Source organism: Psychrobacter sp. UBA6739, from assembly GCF_002453835.1.
GTDB classification, from domain to species: domain Bacteria; phylum Pseudomonadota; class Gammaproteobacteria; order Pseudomonadales; family Moraxellaceae; genus Psychrobacter; species Psychrobacter immobilis_A.
In genome coordinates this window covers 1-23,298 of record NZ_DKHR01000047.1, presented here as the reverse complement: position 1 = coordinate 23,298, position 23,298 = coordinate 1, and the positions used below count along the sequence as shown (strand labels likewise).

Below are 23,298 nucleotides of genomic sequence, written 5' to 3'. Positions count from 1 at the left end.
TAGATGAACGATTTTAGCTTATGAAATTAAACATAAAAAGGAATTAACAAATGAATCAAACAACTTTTATGATGGTCAGAAGTCCAAAACTAATAAAAAATAATCAAATTGGATATGGCTGGGGTAATGTGGATTTCTCTCAATTTGACAATACTACTGATCTACTTAAGCAGGGATTTAAAGGCGTAGACGTAGGACGACAGACTAATCAAATCAAGCGTTACTTTAATCTCAAAGAAGGCGACTATGTAATTGTTCCCTTTTCTGGAACAATTGCTATTGCCGAAGTAATCGGTGCAAAAAGTCATTACCCTATCACCGAGGGGATTCAATATGGAGAAAATAGAATATCGGTCAGATACCTAAAGCATAACGGTGGTTATTTTATCCCTAGAAACAATTTATCAACAGCTCTTCAGAATAGACTCAAAATTCGGATGACTGTTTGTGATTTGAATGAGTTTTCTGATGAACTATATAAGCATATAGAGTCGATCAAGAGTGACAAGTTATATACATGGAATACCGAACAAGAGCTTAAGTTGCAGCAAAATACTGAGAAATTTAAAGCTGATCTACTTTCAAGGCTGAGAAATAATAAAGACATCAACCTTCAGTCTGGTGGTATAGGTCTCGAACACCTTATTAAGGAAATCCTAGAAGCCAAAAACTATACAACACATATACCTGCAAAAAATGAGAGATCTGGAATACAAGATGTTGATGTGGTTGCAACACGTTTATCGGAATTCTCAGAAAAGAAAGAAGGTATCTTTATTCAAGTTAAGCATCATGATGGTACAACAGGTAATCATGGTATAAGACAAGTTGCAGAATATGAAGTCAATGAAGACGACTACTCTCAAATTGATAAAGTTCTAATTACCACTGCTGACTTTAAAAACAACGATTTTGCAAACCTGCACAATGTTACCGTACTGGCAGGAGCTGATTTTGTAAACTGGATATTCGATAATCTTGAGTATTTATCGAAAGACAGCCTTTCGTCATTAGGAATATCAAGCTTACCCACATTGCTATAATACAAATAGAAAACTTGTAGGAAACTTACTCTTAAATAGCTATTAATACATATAGACATTACATTGAGCTACCTTATGAACACCAGCCCAAGCATTAACTTCAGAGAAGAATTTAGCGCCAAAATCCCTGCCCTTACCCTACTAATGAATTTGGGCTATCGCTACCTCTCCCCTGAGCAGTGCTTGAAGCTGCGTAGTCCTAAAGGCGCAAGAGTACAGACCCCAGCGTACTCGGCAACCAATAGCAGCAACCAAGTCATGCTCTTGCCTGTATTACGTGAGTACTTAACCCGTCAAACCTTTCCCTTTGAAGGACAGCAGCACCACCTGTCTGATGCTGGTATCGATAAAATCATTAGCGAGCTAAACCCTGCAATGAACCTAGGGTTAACCCGTGCTAACGAGATGCTTTATGATGCCCTACTCTATGGCGTCAACGTCACCGAATTTATCGATGGTAAAAGAGCCTCACCGACTATTCAGCTTATTGACTGGCAAAATATTGGAAACAATGCCTATCACGTGACCGAAGAGATGGTCGTGCAAAACGCTGATGCGACAGGCAACGTCATACCAGACATTGTCTGCTTTGTGAACGGGCTACCACTGGTGGTCATAGAAGCCAAGCGCCCCGACTCAAACAATCCGCATCAATCGACAAATAGCCAAGCCATCTCGCAGCACATCCGCAATCAAGGTCAAAAGTACATTCCGCATCTGTTTGCTTACAGTCAGCTCTTGCTTGCGGTCAATGGTCATGAAGGCTTATACGCTACTTGCGGCACCCCTGAAAAGTTTTGGTCGAAGTGGATTGAAGAAGAAATCAGCGAGCCTGAGTTTTATCGGCTAAAAAACCAGCGCTTAGATGACGCTCAAATCGACCATCTATTTGCGCAGCGTAGCGCTTATGATAAGCGTGAATATCAATCACTGCTTGATGCTGGCGAGTTAGCTGTGACGGATCAAGACCGGCTAATCATAAGCTTACTGCGCCCAGATCGACTGCTGGACATGACCCGCTACTACACGCTGTTTGATAGTAAAGCAGGTAAAATCGTCGCGCGTTATCAGCAAGTCTTTGGTATTAAAGCCCTAGTCAAGCGTATCAGTAATTTTGACGAGCAAGGAAGCCGTGAGGGTGGCGTAATTTGGCATACCACAGGTAGTGGCAAATCGTACACGATGGTGTTCTTGTCCAAGGCACTTATTTGGCTTGAGGAGTTGGCTAAATGCCGTGTGTTTGTGGTCACTGACCGGGTGGATTTAGAGAACCAAATCGCGCGTACCTTTATATCAGCAGGTGCCCTAAGCGATATAGATCGTCGCCTAGCCAAAGCGCTATCAGGGCGAGACTTAGCGAAAAAGATTGGCAAGACCAACGAGCGTATTATATTTTCTATCATTAATAAATTTGGAGCGGCTGCGCAATACGATGACTTTTATAACCCCAGCGAAAACATCATCGTCTTAGTCGATGAGGGGCATCGTAGCCAAAACGGTGAAAACAACATCCGTATGCAGCAAGCACTGCCGAATGCGGCTTTTATCGCTTTCACTGGTACACCACTATTAAAAGATGATAAGACCGAAAACAAATTTGGTACCATCATTCACTCCTACACCATGCAGCAAGCCGTAGCCGATAAAACCGTCACGCCCCTACTCTACGAAGAACGCATCCCTGAGCTTAATACCAATGATGTCGCTATCGATAAATGGTTTGACCGCATTACCCAAAAGCTGACGAGCGATCAAAAAGCGGATCTCAAACGTAAGTTCTCTAAAAAAGGACAGGTATATCAAGTTGAAGGCCGTATTGAGCTGATCGCTCATGATATCTCCGATCATTTTCAGAACTTCAAACAACAAGGCCTAAAGGGTCAGCTGGCTTGCGACTCAAAAGTGTCTGCCATTCGCTATAAGCAAGCCTTAGATACCATTGGTAAGGTCAGCTCAGTCGTGGCTATGTCACCGCCTGATACTCGTGAAGGACATGAAGTCGTCGATGCCGAGAGCAAAGACATTGTACAGAACTGGTGGCAGGATAACGTCGCTCCCAAATACGGTATGGACGATACCCAATATACTAAGGATATCATCGATGCCTTTAGCACGGATGCAGGTCCCGACATTATGATCGTGGTGGATAAGCTGCTGACTGGCTTTGATGAACCCAAAAACACCGTGCTGTATATCGACAAACCATTAAAGAGTCACAACCTGATTCAAGCTATTGCTAGAGTTAACCGCTTGCATAGCAAAAAGCAATTTGGCTATCTGATTGACTATCGAGGTATCTTAAAAGAGCTAGATATCACTATTGAAAAATACCAAGATCTTGCTGAGCGCACCCAAGGTGGCTTTGACATTGAAGACTTGGCTGGTATGTACCATGCCATGGACTCTGAGTACAAAAAACTGCCGATGCTGCATAAAAAGGTTTGGGGCATTTTCTCTGATGTCGCAAACAAGCAACATGGTCCATCACTTCGCCAATCTCTATCACCTAAAATAGAAGAAAGAGAGGGTGTATTCATCGATACGCGCCTGAAAAAGCGTGATGACTTTTATGCCGCTTTAACTGAGTTTGCTAACGTCATGAAAGTCGCATTACAGTCTGCTTCATACTTTGAAGACAGTTTCTTTGACGGTAAGCGAGATCGTTATAAAAAGGACTTAAAGTCTTTCGTTGAACTGCGTAAGCAAGTGCGTGAAGATGCCAATGAAACCATCAACTTTGATGAGTTTGAAGACGACATTCGTACCCTACTCAACAAGCATATCGCAGGCATAGAAGTCAGAGAGCCTAAAGGCGCTTACCTAGTCGGTAATATGGGCAAAGACATTAAGCCTGAAGTGCTGAGTGATGATGAGGCACGTAACCAAACCGATAAGATCACCAGCCGCGTCACTAAAATGATTGAGCAAGATTTGGCTGATGATCCCTATGCGCAAGAGCATTTCTCCAAGCTTCTCAAAAAAGCCATTGAAGATGCTAAGGCCATGTTCGATGCACCAGTCAAGCAGTACATGATGTTTGCTGACTTCGAGCAAGACGTCAAAACTCGCAAAGTGCCTGACGTTCCTAATGAGTTTATCGATGAGTCAGGCAAACATAACAAGCATGCACAAGCCTACTTTGGGTTATTCAAACACTTATTTGCTGCAAGCTTCTTAGAAGAAAACGACTTAGACGATGAATCACTTGTCAGCTGTGCCTATGATATCGATGAAGTCGTTAATAAAGCAGTGGCTGAGAACTCATTGAATCCGTCACAAATGGAAAAAGATATCAGGGTTGGACTGCTAAAGCTATTGTTCAAGGCCATCGGTACCGATAATGCTAAAAAGCTGTCTGATAAAGTAATAGATATCACTCGCCATGGTATCTCTAGAGGCAACTAATCATGGCAAGTCGCTTAGAGCACACTACAGCAAACAATGACAAGCAGCCTATCGAAGATAGCAGGCTTACCAAAGCTGATGGTCTGCTGCATCATTTGCACTATGGGCAAGACAAAATAAGCTATGAGGTGATACGTAAGGACAAAGCTCGTAAGCTACGTATTAAGGTGCATCCTGATCAGCGTGTAGTAGTCACCGTACCGATGCAAGTGACAGATGAGTTCATACATAATTCAGTGAAAAAACGTGCTCGCTGGATATGGCAGCACCTGCAAGACTTTGTCAAGCAGAAAAGCGACGTGCTACCCAGACGCTATGTCAGTGGTGAGACCCAGTTCTATTTGGGCCGCAGGTACGTGTTAAAGGTGATTGTCGACCCTGAGCAAGTCGCTGGTGTGAAGCTCATTCGTGGCAAGCTAACGGTTAGCTTAACTCATGATGACAGTAATGCCAGTGACGGCAGCGATCGAGCCACTAAAGTTAAGTCACTATTAGATAGCTGGTATCACACCAAGGCCAAAACGATATTTGCAGAGCGCCTTGCGACTGTTCTGCCTCAAGCTAGTTGGGTAAATAGCTCCCCTACTTTCAAAATACTATCGATGAAAAAACAATGGGGCAGCTGCTCGACTCAAGGTAACTTAGTCCTCAATCCGCATTTGGTTAAAGCCCCAAAAGAGTGTATCGACTACGTGATCTTGCATGAGCTGTGTCATATTGCTGAATACAATCACAGTGACCGATTCTGGCGACTGCTCACTCAGGTCATGCCTCATTGGAGAGAAGTTAAGACGCAGCTCGATAGCATGGCTGAGCTTTATTTGAATGAGTAGTAGCTTTGAAAATATCTACCAATAACTCTTATGCTTATCTCAATAGTTAACTTTAATAGTAACTGTATCAGAGTAGTTATCTGGTCTAAAATCAGCGCTCGGTACAGTAACAAATACCTCGTGTGATTTGGGTGATCCGGTACCAATACCTGCCACACCATTCCCTACCATAGTAGGGGTGGCAGTATTGCCCCATATCGTGCCACCAATACCAGCACTAGAGCGCAATTGGTACGGCACCTTATCAGTATTGCCAGTAGTAAGCCCGCTCATAACTCCAGCACCATTTATATTATTGTTAGAAGGTTTTAAACCAATATAGTAAGAGCCACCATTAGTACAATTGACTGTAATTGCACTACTATTACTGTCAGTAATATTAGTCGCACTTGCTGATCGAGCTCCTAAGTTAACGTTGGAAGTAGCGGTGATCGTACAGCTGGGTTCAATAGCAGCTTGAACGATAAATGGAAATCGACCTATCCCCTGTGATCCTGTTGCGCAGTTTAGACCAGCTGAGTTCTCGCTGGCTCTAAAGGTTAAGGCAGTATGGTTGCCATTGCCAAAGTTATTGGTATAGACTCCTTGTGTAGCATTATTATTATCCCCATTCATAGAGAAATTAATAACCTCACTACCTGTGATGGTTGAGTTTGCACCGATGGCGAGTTGTCCTGAACTATATTCTGAGCCAGCGCCACTACGAGTACCCCAAGTCTGCCCTCCAGACAAAGTCATAGTAAAATTAAGACGACGTCGGCTACTAAAGTCAAAAATCCCATTTCTCGGTCTTTCCATATAGCGTCTATCAACGGCGGTATTATCATATTCACCACCATCAGCTGCTAGGCAAACTGCCACATAGCCCGCGGTATCACCAGTGTTAGTACAACTATAGTTCAGCGTACCTTTAATCTTCTCATTGTTGGCGTTAGCTGAATTGATTGTTCCAAAGTTCACGATGCCAGCACCTCCCGGTGCTGTATTCATACCTGCTTCGCACGTCACAGTTACTGCAGCCTGCGCATTATCTGCTGGTACCCATAACACCAGTAACATTAAGAGTGGGCTATATCGCCATTGAAAGATATTTATGTTCATTACTGTACCTTACGACAAATTAGCGGGCCAATTAGTGGAATATCATCACCTGATTTTTGATAATTAAAACTGACTTTGCATACCTCACCAGAGGGCTTAATCACCTCTAGAAAGTTGTACTTATCGAGTGTATCTAGATAAACCTCACCATCAAATCCAACTACTGCTGCTGGCGTATCCTTTTTACTGATTAAGCGTGCTTGGCTGCCTAACGGTATAAACTCATCGTTGCTGTCTTTTAAGATAACAGAGGCAGAGAGCGCTTCTGTAATGTCGAATGTCACCAAAGTACCAGCGCGGTCAGACGGTGTAGCGTCAAGAGCCACTTTGTCTATACGCAGGTCAGCGGGTAAGTCCATGGGATCAATACCAATCTTGTTCTCTTGATAAGCATTCAGCGGTGATATCAGCAATAGACCACGCTTATTAGTGGTGCCAATAACATTGTTTTGTAGCAACACAGGTACATCAGCGACGCCATCAGTGGATACTACGGCAAAGCCATCGTTGATTTGGCGTGCAGCAAATAAGCCACCACCCATCATGACTAGCGAACCTGTGCCACTGGCAAAGGTAGAGTGATTGCCATCATAACTACTGACGCCCGCTTGTACTTTACCATAACGTCCGAGATAATTTAGTTCTGCTAATCCGCCACTGTTATTATCATTATCTATGCTGTTGTCAATACTGTGACGTGTCTGCGCGCGCCATCCTAGTCCACCAGCACTCGGAGCCGATTGTGATGCATCAATCACGTAATCATTGCGGTCGTCAGTATGTTGGAGACTACTATTGAGTGAGACATTACGATCTAGCGAGAATGAGGCGCCAATTGTGGCACTGTTATAAGCAGAATTATTGAGGTCGTGGTTGTAGTTGGCGCTTAGGCTTAGGTGTCGACCAAAAGATTTGCTCCAATAGGCACTGGCAAATTGCGCCGTATCTTCCTCCGCATAGTCTACCTCATTATAACTAACGCCAAAATTACCTAGAGATTGAGTGCTATAACCTGTTGAGAATCGATTGCTCTGACGTATGGGAGTTGAACCGTATTGGGTGGCCACATCACGGTAATTGCCGTTGGTACCTAGGGTATTAATACCAATATTAAAGCGATTATTATTCCATAAATAGCTGCCACTATACTGTGTGCCGCTTTCGCCTTGGCTTTCACTACCTGCCAATGATGCAAACAAAACACCACCTGGTCCACCTAATACCCATGTGCCGCCAATCCCTGCATTAGCAAGATCCTTGGTTGCTTCGCCATGGGTCTCAGCGGTAAAGCGGTTATTTACCCCATAACGCCAAGTGCCACTAGCAGCGATATCGCTGCCGTAATCGAAAGATTTTATACCATAGTTTTCACGAACAGCACCAAGTTCTACTGACCAATCAGAAAGCCCTGGTCGCAGCAATCGATGAGTATCATAAAGCGAGAAGTTAACCGTAGAGCTTTGTCCTAGCGCATCGGTCAATACCAGCTGAGCGTTACCTGCACCGCTGATACTGGGAGCAGTATCGAGCTCAAACGGGCCAGCAGGTACATCGCCGCTATATTGCTTAAGACCATTAACATAGAGTTCTACCGCTGAAGGCAAGGTAGCGGAACCAAAAAATGATGGCAGTGGAATAGTCGTCATATAAGGTTGCAAGTCAAAATTGCTACCAATCTGTAGACCACCTAAACGCGTAGAGCGCGTCCATGACAGCGCTCCCGTGAGAATATCACCTGCGCGGACGGTCATGAGTTTGTCTGGAAATGACTGACTCCAGCTGGTATCGAGACGCACGGTGCGACTGTCCCAATCACGGTTATTATTATCGTTATTGGCACTGCGATTAGAAAGGCGGTTACCTGTGGTCAGTGCAGTAGAGCTTAATACCCCATGAGAGTTAAAAGCACGTAGTTCTGTATATGCGCTTAGGTTCGTCGAGCTGTTCTCTGTTTGTAAGCCATAAAGGTTGTAATTTAATAATACCCCAGGCGAAGAGCTGGCTTGAGTGCGACGGCTATCGCGGTTATTTAATACCGTAGTATTCAGATTGAGCATGCTCAGTGGAGCAATAAGACTAACTGTTTGTAGGCGTGCGTTATAGTCAACCTTGACATTGGCTAGACTGTTCAGAGGTACAGGGTCAGTAATTCCAGCTGGCAAAATAAAGCCGAGCTGCTGCAGTACGCCTATACTTGCCCAAAGTTGATCTTCACGATAGTCAAAGTGCGCCAAGCCTGCGCTAGCGCCATTGAGTGTGACATCCAAATATAAGTCAAGACCACGAGCACTAGCCGTGTCGTCATTTAAGTCGAGTTGGGCAAGTCTGGCATCAGTAATATTGACATGGGTAGATGTAGCAGGAGGAGCGTCATTTAGTGCGGCGGCATGACTGACAGAGATTACTACACTCTGCATTAAAAGTACTTTAGCGAGTGGTACCGTCCAATGTGATGTTTTGTGTAGTCTGAGTTCCATTAATCATTACCTTGAATTTACCGCTTGTCATCAGTGCGGAGGGCGGTATTTTCAGCGTCCAATTCATGGTGGCGCCTGGCAAAACATACCCTAGCAAACCCTGATGTATATTAATATTATTACCAGCAGTATCTATAACGCCCAGATCAGCCAATTGGGCATGACCATTTCCGCTATTGCTGACGCGTAAATTCATCTGCTTGCCATTTTTTTGCAAGCTATCTGGTTGTAAACTATAGCTCCATTGCAACTTCGGATTAGTTTCAGTAATCCCAACCGGATTTACAAACACAGGTAGTGAGTAGCTCAGCGCAAATTGTAAGCCACTTTTTTGTTCGGCAGATTTTATAGGCAGCTCATCAATCGATAGTCGATAGCTATTTTCTACGGCGCCGATGCCACTTGGTGGAGCAGATGCACGGATAATTCGAATGAGTTGTTTTTCACCCGGTTGTAGTTTAATCATTGGCGGACTGGCCAATAATCCTCGTGATGCGGTGAGCTGATCGCCCTTTTCATCCTGAGACCATTGGTACACACGCACTTGCGCATGTACCTCATTGTCACCAGTATTACTCAGCGTCAGTCCACTGGCATTTTCTTTGGCTTGTAAGCTTAGGGAAATGGGAGAGACCTGCAGGCCACTCGCCATTGCCACACCACTAGATAACAGCAAACCAGAGAAAATACCGTGTATCGCAACACGGCGTAGCCAGAGACTTAACATAAATACTAGTAAGTTACATTTACAGTAACGGTATCATCATAAGTACCAGGAGCAACGTCGGTAGAAGTTGTAGTCGTAGCATATACAGTATGAGTATTAGCAGCAGTCACACCATTACCGGTAGCAGCAAGAGTATTTGTACCAACAGTATCACCCCAAGGTGTACCAGCTGCACCAGCGGTTTGTGTCAACACATAACCAATAGCAGTTCCAGGTCCTGTTAAAGTCCTAGTACCGTCAGTCTCGCTTGTGCTTGATGTCAAACCAACGTTATAAGGTGTACCAGAGCTACATGCTACGGCGATTGTATTGTTACCAGTTTTCACTGATCCATCATTAACGGTACCAAGATCGATGTCTGAAGCAGCACCTGCTGTAATATTACACATAGCAAGAACTTCTAGCTTAACGTCAAACGTTGCAGGCGTTGCAGTTGCAGCATTTGCAGATACAACAGCTAAAGAACTAACAGCAAGTAGTGCAGCAGTCATTAGGGATTTATTAAATTGCATGGTAATACTCCAGTTATCTTACAACAATTGATATATCAGTGATATATTATAAAAAAACCAACATTTTTCTACTGATAAGGATATTACATGATCAATACATTTAAGCAATTATATTCCGATGAACGGCATTATAGATAGATTATCGGTAAATTTTTCAAACTGATTTTTAAAAGTTTAAAAAATACTAAAAAAATAAACCGCCCCACTCGTAGAGTTAAAGCGGTTTCATGAGCTTAAGCTGAACGCTTATCTATCTTAGTATTAATCCATTCTGCAATCTCGCTCGCTACCCACACTACCCTCACCTGTGTCAGTTGAACCTTCTTAGGAAACGTTGGGTCGTAACGATCAGATTTTTCGTTGACCATCTCGTAAATTGTAGAACGACTAAGACCGGTATAGTGACCAACATCTTTGATACTCAGTAGTTGGGGTATATGATTGCATTGCTCGACTACTGGTTGTGTTGCATTCAAGTTTTCCATGACTTGCTCCTTATAAGTGAATGAGAGCATCTCCCCTCATATACTTACCGAGTCCTATAATTTTTTACTGCATCCCATGCCGTCCGATAGTTAGCTTTTGACGCAGCTAATAAAAAAAGGGGCTGAATCATTCAGCTCCTTTTTATGCCGTGTGCGTGTGTTAGATTGATTAGCTCACCGCCGTCACGCTTTGCCGTAATCCCTGCTCAATACTAGTCATGTCATGATCGGCTAAACCATGACTCAATTGCCCATGCGCATCTTGATGTTGACCAGAATCGCCTGTTTCGACCGGATAGAACTCTTCCACCACTGCAAACGCCTCATCATTATCAATCTCAAAGGCTGAGTTCACATAGCCAAGCTTTGCCGCTGCCTCTAATGCTGCTTGATCAAAGCCGTGTTCGCTAAGCTCACTATCAATTGACTGTGCATTAGACACCGCATCTTTGAGCGTCACCCCATCACGCAGCGTTAAATCCACAAAGTAAATCGGCGTACGATAGCTTTGTGTCGTACTTTTACCCCTTAAGGTTAATTGCAGTGGTAGACATGACAGCTTATTACCTGATACCGCAGCAAAGTAGCTTAAGCGTGCCGAAAGCGTCCTAATACTATTAAAGCCAGTCGTGCGAAAGATAAACGTACCCAGCTCATCGTCCTCAGAAAGATTGACGTACAGACGACCGTAAGGCTTACAATCACCGCCTTGCGCCAGTGGACAGCGGTCAGGGGATGGACAAGGCAGTTGCTCAACGCCATTGCTTGTGCGGCGCTGACATTGCTCACCATCACCCACGCATAGTGGGCGTCCAGTTTGCCGATCGAACATCGTGTATTCTGCTCGCAAGTTAAGCATCGGATCGTTAAACAACATACGCACGGGTATTTGCCGCAGCTTACCGTCACTCTTTGCACGTAGCCTTTCATCGAGTGGGTGGTTGATCCAGCCATCCTTATTCTGGATTTGACTGGTAATGGTGAACTGATCGTCTTTAGCAGGCAGACGCTTGCCATCTTTTACAATGACACGTCCAATGCTGATACGACCAAGTACAGGCGGGGTTATGGTTAGACCTTTAATCATGGTGATATTCCTTGTGTGTTTTGTTTAGCCATAAAAAAGCCCACCTGTGATAGGTGGGCGGTTATGCGCTAGATTTGGTTTGTGTGTGTTGATTGAATAGATAGCGGCTTAATCGTTTAAGACAACAAAGCGTCTGCTGCCTTGACGGGTTTTACTGAATTTAGCTAATAGCTCAGGATGGGCTTTAATGACAGCCTTACTATCAAGATCGACACTGTCTTTCGAGCGCTTCCATGAAACAGCCCCTTTCTCGAACACGGCCACCTCATTATCGGCAATTAAGCTTTGCAGCTGGTGCTTCACCTGATCATGGCGCTGCTCTAACTCTTGCATGTAATCACGGTAGCTCAGCAACTGCTCAAACAACTTATTGGCACCATCGTCATCACGCAGATCAATCTTGCTTGAAGGCTTAGGCACTGGATACAGCTGTTTTAATGCCCGAGCTGCGGATTCAGAATGATCAGGCGTTGGCGGTGTGTCGGTTTCTACGTACTGCCAGAACAGACGCTCATGCTCCACGATGGATGAAATCAAGCGCTCGTCACGCTCAACCTTGTATATCTTGGCTTCATGACCACAAAGCAGCACGCAGATGTGCGCCGCAGTTTTACCTGTGACTGCCAATTGATGCTGTACTTGGCAGGTGACGTATAACGGCACGCCATGCTTCCAAAGCTTAGCACCATGCTCCCCAGCAGTTTTACACTCTAGTATTTGTACCTCGTCACTACCAGTAATTGCATAGTCTAAATTGGCAAGCATAAAGGCTTTGTCAGGATCAGGGTGCTGCAAGATAGCATTCACGCGGCGCACCTTATTGCCGGTATGTTCTTGATAGTATTTCGCCACCATCGGCTCCAAGGTATTGCCCCAATACAGTGGTGAGTAGCCCTCTAAGCCTTCATCAATGCTTGTTTCCATGCGTCCGGTCTTAATCATCCATAGCTCAAGCATGGATAGGTACGGATGGATACCACAAGCGGCAGCAGCATCAGAGCTGCCAATGCCTTGCTTGCGTACTTGTAACCAGTCCTCACGGCTTAAGTCTTTGGTATTAACCAAACGCTTAGCAGTGGCTGCTTGACTAGCGGAAGGTTTAACGGTTTTATTTTGAACCTTAAGCGTTGGCATATCTTCGATGCTGTGCTTAGCTTTTACCTTAGCGGTGGCACGCTTAACCTGTCTTGGCTGAGTGTTGGTATTTAATGCGATCATGTTCATGGTAAATTCCTTCGTTAAGTTGAGTATTGGTTGATTACTGATTACTGACAAACAAACGGCATAAAAAAACCACGCGCTTAGGCGTGGTTTAATCGTTGCGTGTACTAAGCGTCTTTAGGCAATCAGTGCAAAGGCTTCCTCTAAGCTTTTGTCTTTGAGCTTAGCGCCTGCACCGAACCATGCTGAATCGAGCCTATGATCTGTCGACATAGCACGGCGCTCATGGTCCACATACTCTGTCATTGCTGACAGCAGCCCATAAGCGGTATCACGCGCTGAATCCAAATCTGCACCGCGACCTTGNNCCGTTAAACATGTTCATCACCTGATTCATGGCACGGGCATTGGGCACCGCATCCTTTTCCTTCTTAGCACTATTAAACAGAATGATGTCATTGTCCTGATCATTGAAGACACGGTTCATATAGTTTGCCGCTTCTGCCTGAGTAACACGGCGCTGGGTTAACTGCTTCATCTCATACGTATGCTCATTCCACTGCTTAACGGAGACGCCTAATTGCTGCTTGACCTTGTCCGCATCAAAGGAGGTGCTGTGCGGTACTTTCACCACGCCGCCGCTGCCGTCAGCGAGGCTAATCGCTAAGGTGTTATTACACACCACACGAATATTAGTGAACTGTGCAGTGGTCGCAAGCGTGCCATCGCAAGCGGTTGCTAGTAGCAGATAGCCGTTACTGACATCACCGCCTTTGAGAGTCATAGACTGACCTGTACGAGCGAGTGCCCACATCTTACGACCACCCTTTAATACCCCTGCCGTCTCAAGCTCAAAGTGTGATTGTTCAGTAAGATCACGATAGAACTCTAGAATTTCACGTGGCTGTACTTCTTGGTAGCGTTGACTGACCACTGATAATGGTTCTAGGTTATCGCTGCGGTACAGGACCTTATTGCTGTCGAAGGGCATGATAAGGCTTTGGCCTTTTTCATTGCTTGCCATGTAGCTGACGTCTGAGGATTCGATACGCCAATCCATACCAGCCTCACGAGCCCAGACTTCAATAGGCTGATTCTTTGGTAGCTGACTGCCGAGACCGTGCCACGGGGTATCGCCGACATAAGCCATATTTTCGATTAAATGTGCCATGATTCATTTCCTTTTTATTGATAAGTTAAATGCATTGAGTAATGCGTTTATTCATTAGTTGAGGGTTGAAAAAACGTGCGTACAGTCATCACAGCGATGCTGCTTATTGATGAGCATCGGTAAAGTGCTATGAGGCTCTGCAAGCTCGATGACGGCTGCAATCGCAGTACCTGCAACCACACCGATCATAGGATGGACTTTGAATGATTTGCATAGACTGACACCAAGACCAATCAGTGCAGCGGGTGATAACAGCTCGTTACTATCAGTCATCACATAAACAGTGGACGACTGACAGCGTGGACATACTGGTTTCATAAGGGCTCCTTATTGCGCGCATAAAAAAGACCTGCACGAGGCAGGCCTTTGATGTTGAGTAAGGATGAGCATTAAGACGCTAATGCTCGATCTCATGAATGTAGTATGTATTTGAAATTAGTTTGTTATGGGCGGTAAACCTCGACGCTTCTTTGTACGGTAGGTGCCATGACCGAAGGTACGCATATTAGGGAGCCATACTTTTAATTGCTGATCTTTCTTGTCAAGCTTGGTTAAATACAACGCTGAGTAAACCGCATTTTCAATCTGACGTAGGTTATTACGATGGATCATACCGACGCCTAATCGATCATTACCGAACTCGTCTTTCACTTGGTGCTTTTTCTTATGTTTATTGCTATTACAGTTGTAATAAGCACCAAGCCCTTCTGTTATAGCCTTCCACTTCTTACTAATCTCTATAGCTAAAGCGCAGTCGCCCTCACGTCTTGCCCCGTCATATATGAGCAGTAAGTGACAATGAAACCCACCATACTTACCACCTTGTTCTAAAGCCCAGGCATATCCTTGTAAATATTTGAAGCACGATTTCTTGTTACTGATAAGCTCTCTCAGCTTTTTCATATGATTGTTGAACATATAAATAGTAACGAGCTCACGATGGTCTTGCGTGTACATTAAATCGACACGGACAACCAATGATTTTGAGTAGTGATTTAGCTGGCATCTGGCATAAGACTCAAGAGTATTTCTATTCTGTTTTTCCTGAAACTGCCAAGCATTGTCTTCGTCAATCACATCTTGCCTATAGCACGAAATAGAATCGATCAGTCTTTGAATATTATCTTGACTCCAAATGACATTGCATGGGTAGGAGTCTCCGACGATACCTTTAGTACCAGAGACAAAAGCTTGGATAGGCTTTGAGTAACACAAGTAATCATCGCAGCTTTCTATGAATGGCAAATACAGCTCATTCAGTCGACTTCCGATGTCATCGAAGGTTACAGAGGAAGACAAGATATCTCTGACTAGTTTGTCGATGTGATTTGTAAGGTAAGATTGATTGATAAGTGATTTTGACATGATTATGCTCCATTGGGTTTGGTGTACATAACCATCTATGATGAGTGTAATTTCTAACTGATGAGTCTCTAGTATTATCTCATAATATATATACCCTACTAAGCAGATTGCGCCACAGCGCAGTGTGCTTTTTTTGTGTGTAGCGTTTGGATGCGAGTGAGGCGAGGATTTTGAGAGAATTGGAAAGGATGGAGTTAGCTTAAGATTGATTTATTCATATTCAAAACAAAAAGTTATAGATAGAGTGCTCAAAAAAAGAATTGTTAACAGCAGGTTTGTTTTTTCAGTAGAAAAATTTGGCTTATCCTTACTCATTTTCGGTAGGATCAAAATTGATGTTATCAACTGATAAGAACGATGACTAATGGCCATATCTACCGATAGTCTTTGAAAGCTCTTTCGATTAGTTGATGAGCTAATGCTATAAAACTGAAAAAACAAAAAAGATCGTGGCGACATTTGAATTTCGTTTTTGAAAATTCAATAGCTATCTCAAGATTGCTTGCTATACTAATAAAATTAGTTAACTATATAATACATATTTATGAAATGGACTGTATTTGGCAGTCTACACCATGATAATAGACTACTTCCCACTATATATCTCTACGTTTTTATTACGAATTAAGCTGTATTTTAATTAGATATTCATACGAGTTTTTTACGCCATTACTACTAAATTAATAGGTTTTTTATGATGAATAATCACAATAAAATCATCAAAAGTTTCTACGAGAATATATATGTAGGCCATCCATTGTGGGAAAACTTGATCAAAAATCTTACAGTAAGACAAGCATACGTTTTCTACTATTCTTTGGTTTATTATGAGAAAAATGAGATTGTTGTGGCTCTTGGAATATTCGATCTTCCAGATAAAACCATGGTCCACCAAGCCTTGATGGAAGCTTTGATTAAACAAGAAAATCCATCAGAAACCGCTCAAAAGATAGGGGTCAATGCGTATAGAGTAGTCATCAATGATAACGATTTGTTATGGATTAATACTGAGTTACGAGCTGCACTATGGCTAGGATACTTTATTAACGCAGACAAATATGGAGACAAGTCATTACTTTTGGATCTTGTAAAATCTACTTCTAAGGCTGAATTTACAAACCGACTAATACATGTCTTGGACATTTACGGATGCAGTCTAAGAGGTAATACAGCTGCGGACATTAGGGGGCTGATAGACAAATCTGGGACGCTTTTATATGTTAACAGTCAATCTTTATTCAATATTTATCGAACAAGATATGTTGCAAACCGTATTAGTGATCATAAGTTAAATTGGCTTAATAAATTGTCTGAGGATGAAATCGATAGTATCCTTGCAAGATTTGACGATGACAAAATACAGGTGCTTGTTGGTACGTTCACACCAAATAATAAAAAAGATAAGCTCGAATTAATTAAAGCTTCTTTGAATATACAAGAATATAAATACCAAAACAGTAAGGTTGATGAGTCTTTACTACGCCCATATAGCTATCAAAAAGCAGTAGGTCAAACTAAATTAGTTCAGCATAACAGTGAAAATGAACGCGTTCATCAGAGTACAAAGGAGAGAAAAGATTTTTCAAAACTTGGGGCTGATGAAATCATTAGTTTGTTACAAAAAGCGCGTGCATCACGTATATCTAGGAAAGATAAGTCGGACGCTAAAGATAATCGCAGCCTTACCCTTAATAAAGAAACATACTCTGCTCTAAACGCCTTATCTACGAAGCTGAATGCCACTCCTAAAAAAACTGCTGAAGCAATAATTAAGAGCGTTAACTTGGAAGACGACAATCAGTTATCGGAGATAGATAAACATATTAGTGGAAGAAGAGTTAATAAACAGCAGCCTGTCGAGCCTGTCGAGCCAAAGATTATTATGGATAGAAGGTTAAAGAAGAAAGCGAATCAAAAAAACCAGGCAGCAGCCTTGTTGAATTTCAAGAAAAAACAGCACTAAATTAAATCTTAGATCAGCCTATAGAAACCGAACAACTCAACGAATTTAGCCATTGCTAATATATTCTTTACCAGTTCATTGCTGTATATCTTCAGCGCTTAACTCCTTGCCTGTTAACGATTTTATTAAAGCATAACTATCCATGTCTGATAGCGATGCTTTCGTCTGATCAGGCAATGATTTTTCAGTCAATCTTGGTGCTGTCTGAAAGACTACAAACTTGCACTACGTTTTAAAAATAATGTATTTCAGTTAACACATTACTATAAAAAGCGAAAATGAAACGTTAAGTATACTACCAAGTATACCGAATTATATATTATGGTATTTATCTTTATTAATCAATACTTTACCTATAAAGCACCGTTCCGGCTCCGGGTACCATTACATAGTTCTATACTATCTTATAGAATAACTAAAGCCTCTGATATCAGGGGCTTTGTTGTATCTGACGTCTTATACTGTCCTACCGTATCTATCCCAATCCCTGCATCTGATGTACACTGTCATGTACACCGGTTTTTAAATGTACATCGGGGTATCAGTCATGGAACAGCGTAAACCCATCAGCTCCGATAGGAGCATCAGTAGTCATAAAGCTGAAGACAAAGAATACTTGGTTCCTGTCATAGGATGTCCCAAGCTATATCTAATGGTTAGACCAAACAGTACCAAATCTTGGTTATATCGCTACCTATCCCCTACTTACTCAAAAAACCGAAGACTTTCCCTTGGCGTTTATCCAAATGTCTCGTTTGCTCGTGCCTGTGATATTTGGCGAGAGAATGAAGACTTTATTACTAAAGGCCTTGATCCAAAAGAGTATCGTGAAGAAATAAAACAAAGTCTTATTAGTAAAACTAAAAACTCTTTTAATCACTTTGCTTGGGAATACTTCGCTACTCTTGAACAGAGTCAAAAAGGTAATACGTTAATTCGTAAGAACGGTCGCTTAGAGCTTATCTGCTCTTACATTGGCAATGAGCCTATTAGCGAGATTGACTCACCTAGAATGCTTGAAGTGCTTTTAGACATCCAAGCCAATTCTTTAAATAAAGATGGTAAGCCTACCGATAAAGCTGAACGCTGTGCGGGTATCGCTAGTGACGTATTTGTTTACGCTGGGGCTCGTGGGTTTTGTAGTAGCAATCCTGCGGTGCTTATTAAAAGCCAATTAGCTAAATCTAGTTACGGTCATCGTCCAGCAGTGACTAAACCAGCAGACTTAGCCAAGTTACTACGAGCCATTGAAAGAGTAGAAAGTGATTTGAACACAATCAACTCCCTTAGGCTATTAGCATTACTTTTTGTTCGTAATGGTGACTTGCGACGTATGAGATGGGACGAGCTTAATCTAGAGACTGGCAGATGGCAGTTGAATCCTTTGAAAGGCCAAGGTAAGGTAAATATGGTTAAGGATATGGTTGTTCCCTTACCTGATCAAGCCATAGCTATATTGCGTGAGCAGCAAAAGATTAATGGCCATACTGAACCGCCCCGGGATTGTCGGAGACTTAATATTCTGAGAGAATACGACAATGAAAAGACAAACCTACACTCCTGAGATTAAAGAACGCGCCGTTCGTATGCTGATCGAAGCAGCAAACGACTATCCCTCCACATGGTCAGCTATCCAAGCCATTGCCCCTAAGATTGGCTGTACGCCTGAAACCCTACGATCATGGTATAAAAAACACATCGATGAAACTATTCCTGCAAATGTTCAGGCTCAAAGTCAAGAGCAGCGTATTAAGGATCTTGAGCGCGAAAACAGAGAGCTCAAGCAAGCCAACGAGATCTTACGTAAGGCTGCGGCTTTTTTCGCCTAGGCGGAGCTCGGCCGCCCACACAAGTAATGGTCAACTTCATTGATGACTATAGAGGTAGTTATGGGGTCGAGCTGATCTGTAGAGTCCTACCGATTGCCCCGTCAACTTATTATCGTGCTCAAGACTTAAGCGACAACCCACACAAGCGTTCACTACGCAGACAGCATGACGACTATTATCTCAGCAAGATTAAACGTATTTGGCAGGACAGCAAATGAAAGCTGACGGGTTAAAGGTTGTTCGTTGTACCATAGAGCGTTTAATGAGACAGCATGGCTTACAAGGCGTTTGGCGCGGTAAAGGTAAGATTACCACCAACAGCCGTGACGACCAGAAGCGTGCTGATGACTTAGTCAATCGTAACTTTAATGCACGTCAACCTAATCAGCTCTGGGTGGCGGACTTTACCTATATCAAGACAACCAGCGGCTGGGTCTATACCGCCTTTATCATTGATGTGTTTGCCCGCGTCATTGTGGGCTGGAAAGTATCTAATCGCATGAAGACAGACATGGTAATGGCCGCTTTAAATCAATCGATAACAGATAGAAACAGTCCCAAAGATGTCATTCATCACAGTGATCGAGGGGTTCAGTATTTATCCATTCGCTACACGGATAAAATGAAGGACTCTGGAGTTATCGCCTCTGTGGGTACAACAGGCGATTCATACGACAACGCATTGGCTGAAACGGTTAACGGGCTTTATAAGTCTGAAGTGATTCATTATTTAAAGCAGAACTGGACTGGTGTCAACGATGTTGAACTGGCAACCCTTGAGTGGGTAGATTGGTTCAATAAAACACGACTGCATAGTACGATTGGTTATGTGTCACCCTTTGAGTTTGAAAAGCGGTATTATGATAATTTAATCCTGTCAGGCATCGCTGCCTGACTCAAGTAAATCACTCTCCGATATACTCGGGGCGGTTCAATCTGTGGTGTCTTGAAAAGATAGAGTATTTGTAGTTTTACTCTTTTTAGTATTCATCAAGCCAGCCCCAACTCATTGCATAAAAAAAGAAGATAATGCTCAATATTAACAACGTATGTAATATCCAAATAATACGCCAGCGCCATAAAAAACGCTTGCTTTGATTATTAATCACTTTGGTTCGATACGGGTCTATGTTGGGATCAAGATATGGATTGAACTGATCGCTTGGATATTGCAAGTGCTGATACTGTGGCTCGTTCAAGATGTTTTTACCTTTAGACTGTATCCAGCCACCACCAAGCTTAACGTAGGCTTGTAGTATCAGCAGTGGGATGTACCATAGCTTTATTTTAAAGTTTTGGGTGACGCCATAACTGGGTAAGATACTGTCGGCATACAGATAGAGCTTGTGCTCTTCAGTGGTCTTTGGCGGATCGAAGGGAATGATAGGCGGTAGGCTATTGGCGTCTTTTTCCATATAGTTGCGGATGAACTGCCACTGCGCACGAGCATAGACGTCTGAGGTAGCTGGAAAAGAGGATACCAGTTGATTGACGATGTTACGAGACTCATCTAGCCAGTTGAACTGTAAAAAGTAGGTTTTACTCATACCGCCTGCACTGACAATATTGACGCTTTTGACACTGGCATGAATGTCTTGATAAGGTAGCTCATTAATACCGTGATATATAACTTCCTGCTTGCTTTCTATAACAGTTATATCATATTGCAAAACAAGCTGATCCATTCTATTAAAAGCATCTATAGGGGAATTATCATCCTTTAGCCTAAACATCTTGCGTAGCATTACTATTGGTAGTATGAAAGCTAATAAGATGAGAAAGAGTGAGATCAGCACCCCGAAAAACCCTTCTGAAAGTAAGTTAATTAAAAGCGTCGGTATCATAATTATAAAGATGACTAATAAACAAATAATCAATACTAGCCCCCCTTCATCAAGCATGCTTCGTCCCGTATCTTGAAAGATCATGGCATTAGGGTTAATACTTTTAACATCTCGAGCGACGTTGAGCATATTCGGGTTATCACTTTCAATATCTGCCCCCTCGCTATAAGGTCGTGGTAGCAAAGTGATATCAGGAGTATTATAGGTGGGTAGATTATTCATAAAAAGTATCTAATACTCAGTGGCTAGATCATTTAGTATTTTCTATAAGCTGACAATAATCAAACTCACAACCACTTCAACAACAATACATCCCACAGCATCTTAAAGAAGCTCGGATAATCGCCATGAGGTCTTGCTGCGCCCATGATATCTATAAACAAGGCAAAGACAGACAAGCCAATGATAGAACCAACGATAAGTAGCACGCCAATACCCGCTTTTTCTAGTAAGCTGTACTCTCGCCTTGGCGGATTGGGCGGGTGTTTATTTAAGTCAAACTTGTCCTTGGGGTCTATGTCACACTCAGCTTGTATCTCGAAAGGAAAATGCGGGGTGGTACAGGTGAATACGGCTAAGCGACGCCCCAATAACTTTAGTAACCAAAAAGGCGTGGACGCTAGATAGTGCAAATCGATTTTCAAGCTAGTTTCAGGGTATTCCATATCTTTCCATCTGCTATGATACTCAAAGCGACTGCGCTCAATACTCTCTTGCAAGATCTCTTTGCGCCGATGAATGGGAAAGACATGTCTGATACTGTCCGCCACTTGTTTGATGTCTTTGTCAGTCTTACTGTTCATATAAGCGTTGACAAAGGCAAAGTGGTGTTTTAAAAACTCATTCGGGCTGGTATGTCTAAAAGGTAAGCTAAAGGTGCGCTGAATAATGCCGCTGTCATCTACGTCACAACAGCGTACATCCCAAGGAGCGTTGATATCGTTCTGCATATGGATCTTTAGTTTGTTCCAGTCGTAGGTTTCCACTTGTTTATTCGCACCAATAACATAGACTTTACCGTTTTTGCGGTTAAAGCGTACTGGGAAATAAGTATAGGTAAATAGCTCGCGGCTTAGTAATTGGATGACAAACCAGAGTATTCCAAAACAGATTACTGTAGTAATAAAGATGCCTAAAAGAGTAAGACTTAATCCATCATCTGAATATACTAAAAAAGTAATAGAAACTCCTACAGCACAGCCAACAGTTCCCAATAAAAATGCAATACCTTGAATATGTGTTATTTCTCCGCGTTCAGATTCCCATCTATCGACTAACTCCATATATGTACTGTTGAACAGTACTACCGTACGCTGTGGACGTAGTGGTAATCCGTAATTCTGTTGCTGATATAAGCGGTAGAACTCATACTCCTTTTTATAAGGTTGACCTATAGTGCTATAGGTTTTATTTTTTGAACGTCCAGCAAGGTCGATAAACATTTATTGCGTTCCTGATTTTTTGAGTCAAAGTCGCTGTTAGGTGGAAAATGCTCATGTGGTCATAGCCACCCCAAACCAATCAAATACCAAAGCTTATCGACCATACTCGGATAGTCACCATGTGGTCTTGCTGCCCCTATCATGTCTATAATAAATGCACCGACAAATAGCATGATAATAGTAGCAATAATAATACCTACGCTATAGACAATGGTCTTCCAAATAGGTTGATTGCGCTGCTCAAGATTGCCCTCTGGTAAATGTTTGTTCAAATCATAAGGGTCATTGGGATCAATCTGACATTCCGCTTCAATAGCTTTGCTAAACCGATGACAGTAGCTGGTCAGCATGGAGATCACACGACCAACATAACGCAATGCTAATAAAGGTAGAACCACTAAGGTCACAGGATGAAACTCAAAAGTCCGTTCTGGATACTCCATGTTCTCATGATCATGATGCACCTCATTGAGTATCAAACGCTTAAATGACATCAGTGGGGTTTCACGCTTTTCATGTATAGGGTAGATGTAACGTATTGCTTCTTTGACTTCTTTTAGTTGCTGGTCATCGCCTTCCATATAACGACGGATAAACTCAAAATAACTGATTAAACTTTTATCAAAAACTTCATCTTGAAAGGCAAGTGCAAACATACCGGTAATGGTTTCGCCGTCTTTATCAAATGTCACCGCTCTGATGTCTTTATCTTCATTGATATAAGCAATAAAAAAGGTTAAGTCATCCCAGTTATATACTTCTACTTTGCGATTATACTGACGAACGTAGACCTTACGGGTTTTACGGTTGAAGCGGATGGGATAATGCCATGTGTAGTGGTCAACTAATTTCG

17 protein-coding genes, 2 pseudogenes and 1 other annotated feature are annotated in these 23,298 nt (G+C 42.7%); of the genes and pseudogenes, 6 read left to right on the top strand and 13 right to left on the bottom strand.

Going from position 1 to position 23,298, the window contains the following annotated elements; genetic code table 11:
- Positions 1–50 precede the first annotated feature (50 nt).
- The 3 genes from B2575_RS10235 (at position 51) to B2575_RS10225 (ending at position 5,281) form a co-directional block, all read left to right on the top strand.
- Positions 51–1,043, top strand: a complete 993-nt coding sequence (locus B2575_RS10235) for a restriction endonuclease (RefSeq protein ID WP_296241827.1) — start codon at positions 51–53, stop codon at positions 1,041–1,043.
- Between the two features lie 75 nt (positions 1,044–1,118).
- Positions 1,119–4,448, top strand: a complete 3,330-nt coding sequence (locus B2575_RS10230; protein ID WP_296241825.1) for a type I restriction endonuclease subunit R — start codon at positions 1,119–1,121, stop codon at positions 4,446–4,448.
- Positions 4,449–4,450: 2 nt separating this feature from the next.
- The gene (locus tag B2575_RS10225) at positions 4,451–5,281 is read left to right on the top strand and encodes a M48 family metallopeptidase (RefSeq protein ID WP_296241822.1); all 831 of its coding nucleotides are present in this window, start codon (positions 4,451–4,453) and stop codon (positions 5,279–5,281) included.
- A gap of 39 nt (positions 5,282–5,320) precedes the next feature.
- Here B2575_RS10225 and B2575_RS10220 read toward each other — a convergent pair whose 3' ends face one another.
- The 10 genes and pseudogenes from B2575_RS10220 to B2575_RS10175 all read right to left on the bottom strand — a co-directional run bounded on the left by B2575_RS10220 (position 5,321) and on the right by B2575_RS10175 (position 15,301).
- Entirely contained in the window at positions 5,321–6,382 is a 1,062-nt protein-coding gene (locus B2575_RS10220) for a Csu type fimbrial protein (RefSeq protein ID WP_296241819.1), read from the bottom strand.
- Positions 6,382–8,799 carry a fimbria/pilus outer membrane usher protein gene (locus B2575_RS10215; protein ID WP_296241818.1) on the bottom strand — a complete coding sequence of 806 codons (2,418 nt, stop codon included), beginning with the start codon at positions 8,797–8,799 and terminating at the stop codon, positions 6,382–6,384. Before B2575_RS10215 ends, B2575_RS10220 begins: the two co-directional genes overlap by 1 nt.
- Positions 8,800–8,809: 10 nt before the next feature.
- A complete protein-coding gene (locus B2575_RS10210; RefSeq protein WP_296241815.1) occupies positions 8,810–9,586 on the bottom strand; it encodes a fimbrial biogenesis chaperone in 777 nt (258 codons plus the stop codon).
- A 5-nt stretch (positions 9,587–9,591) separates the two neighbouring features.
- Positions 9,592–10,098: a spore coat protein U domain-containing protein gene (locus tag B2575_RS10205; RefSeq protein WP_296241814.1), complete on the bottom strand. Its 507-nt coding sequence runs from the start codon at positions 10,096–10,098 to the stop codon at positions 9,592–9,594.
- A 233-nt stretch (positions 10,099–10,331) separates the two neighbouring features.
- On the bottom strand, positions 10,332–10,583 hold the full coding sequence (locus B2575_RS10200; protein ID WP_296241812.1) for a helix-turn-helix transcriptional regulator: 252 nt from the start codon (positions 10,581–10,583) through the stop codon (positions 10,332–10,334).
- A 169-nt stretch (positions 10,584–10,752) separates the two neighbouring features.
- Positions 10,753–11,670: a hydrolase or metal-binding protein gene (locus B2575_RS10195; RefSeq protein WP_296241810.1), complete on the bottom strand. Its 918-nt coding sequence runs from the start codon at positions 11,668–11,670 to the stop codon at positions 10,753–10,755.
- A 108-nt stretch (positions 11,671–11,778) separates the two neighbouring features.
- Entirely contained in the window at positions 11,779–12,894 is a 1,116-nt protein-coding gene (locus tag B2575_RS10190) for a YqaJ viral recombinase family protein (protein WP_414707432.1), read from the bottom strand.
- A 114-nt stretch (positions 12,895–13,008) separates the two neighbouring features.
- A pseudogene (locus B2575_RS10185) lies at positions 13,009–14,002 on the bottom strand (DUF932 domain-containing protein).
- A gap of 54 nt (positions 14,003–14,056) precedes the next feature.
- Positions 14,057–14,320 (bottom strand): hypothetical protein, encoded by a 264-nt coding sequence (locus tag B2575_RS10180; protein ID WP_179799099.1) that lies wholly within the window; start codon positions 14,318–14,320, stop codon positions 14,057–14,059.
- Positions 14,321–14,437: 117 nt separating this feature from the next.
- A complete protein-coding gene (locus tag B2575_RS10175) occupies positions 14,438–15,301 on the bottom strand; it encodes a YagK/YfjJ domain-containing protein (protein ID WP_296241808.1) in 864 nt (287 codons plus the stop codon).
- 760 nt (positions 15,302–16,061) lie between these two features.
- On the opposite strand from B2575_RS10175, the gene B2575_RS10170 reads away from it, so the two are divergent.
- The 3 genes and pseudogenes from B2575_RS10170 (at position 16,062) to B2575_RS10160 (ending at position 20,054) form a co-directional block, all read left to right on the top strand.
- The gene (locus B2575_RS10170) at positions 16,062–17,330 is read left to right on the top strand and encodes a hypothetical protein (RefSeq protein WP_296241806.1); all 1,269 of its coding nucleotides are present in this window, start codon (positions 16,062–16,064) and stop codon (positions 17,328–17,330) included.
- Between the two features lie 526 nt (positions 17,331–17,856).
- Entirely contained in the window at positions 17,857–18,894 is a 1,038-nt protein-coding gene (locus B2575_RS10165; protein ID WP_296241801.1) for a tyrosine-type recombinase/integrase, read from the top strand.
- A pseudogene (locus B2575_RS10160) lies at positions 18,869–20,054 on the top strand (IS3 family transposase). Before B2575_RS10165 ends, B2575_RS10160 begins: the two are co-directional and overlap by 26 nt.
- Positions 19,144–19,260: a sequence feature (AL1L pseudoknot), on the top strand. It overlaps the preceding pseudogene by 117 nt.
- Before the next feature lie 85 nt (positions 20,055–20,139).
- On the opposite strand, the gene B2575_RS10155 reads toward B2575_RS10160, so the two are convergent.
- The 3 genes from B2575_RS10155 to B2575_RS10145 all read right to left on the bottom strand — a co-directional run.
- Positions 20,140–21,225: a DUF6708 domain-containing protein gene (locus B2575_RS10155; RefSeq protein WP_296241800.1), complete on the bottom strand. Its 1,086-nt coding sequence runs from the start codon at positions 21,223–21,225 to the stop codon at positions 20,140–20,142.
- Positions 21,226–21,290: 65 nt separating this feature from the next.
- Positions 21,291–22,445: a DUF6708 domain-containing protein gene (locus B2575_RS10150; protein WP_296241798.1), complete on the bottom strand. Its 1,155-nt coding sequence runs from the start codon at positions 22,443–22,445 to the stop codon at positions 21,291–21,293.
- 59 nt (positions 22,446–22,504) lie between these two features.
- Positions 22,505–23,298: DUF6708 domain-containing protein (locus B2575_RS10145; RefSeq protein ID WP_349681517.1), on the bottom strand; the 794-nt coding region annotated here is incomplete at its 5' end.

Bases quoted from the DNA above. Each gene is read 5' to 3' on its own strand.
- B2575_RS10235 (WP_296241827.1), top strand. From the start codon at position 51: ATGAATCAAACAACTTTTATGATGGTCAGAAGTCCAAAACTAATAAAA.
- B2575_RS10230 (WP_296241825.1), top strand. From the start codon at position 1,119: ATGAACACCAGCCCAAGCATTAACTTCAGAGAAGAATTTAGCGCCAAA.
- B2575_RS10225 (WP_296241822.1), top strand. From the start codon at position 4,451: ATGGCAAGTCGCTTAGAGCACACTACAGCAAACAATGACAAGCAGCCT.
- B2575_RS10220 (WP_296241819.1), bottom strand. From the start codon at position 6,382: ATGAACATAAATATCTTTCAATGGCGATATAGCCCACTCTTAATGTTA.
- B2575_RS10215 (WP_296241818.1), bottom strand. From the start codon at position 8,799: ATGCAGAGTGTAGTAATCTCTGTCAGTCATGCCGCCGCACTAAATGAC.
- B2575_RS10210 (WP_296241815.1), bottom strand. From the start codon at position 9,586: ATGTTAAGTCTCTGGCTACGCCGTGTTGCGATACACGGTATTTTCTCT.
- B2575_RS10205 (WP_296241814.1), bottom strand. From the start codon at position 10,098: ATGCAATTTAATAAATCCCTAATGACTGCTGCACTACTTGCTGTTAGT.
- B2575_RS10200 (WP_296241812.1), bottom strand. From the start codon at position 10,583: ATGGAAAACTTGAATGCAACACAACCAGTAGTCGAGCAATGCAATCAT.
- B2575_RS10195 (WP_296241810.1), bottom strand. From the start codon at position 11,670: ATGATTAAAGGTCTAACCATAACCCCGCCTGTACTTGGTCGTATCAGC.
- B2575_RS10190 (WP_414707432.1), bottom strand. From the start codon at position 12,894: ATGAACATGATCGCATTAAATACCAACACTCAGCCAAGACAGGTTAAG.
- B2575_RS10180 (WP_179799099.1), bottom strand. From the start codon at position 14,320: ATGAAACCAGTATGTCCACGCTGTCAGTCGTCCACTGTTTATGTGATG.
- B2575_RS10170 (WP_296241806.1), top strand. From the start codon at position 16,062: ATGATGAATAATCACAATAAAATCATCAAAAGTTTCTACGAGAATATA.
- B2575_RS10165 (WP_296241801.1), top strand. From the start codon at position 17,857: ATGTACATCGGGGTATCAGTCATGGAACAGCGTAAACCCATCAGCTCC.
- B2575_RS10155 (WP_296241800.1), bottom strand. From the start codon at position 21,225: ATGAATAATCTACCCACCTATAATACTCCTGATATCACTTTGCTACCA.
- B2575_RS10150 (WP_296241798.1), bottom strand. From the start codon at position 22,445: ATGTTTATCGACCTTGCTGGACGTTCAAAAAATAAAACCTATAGCACT.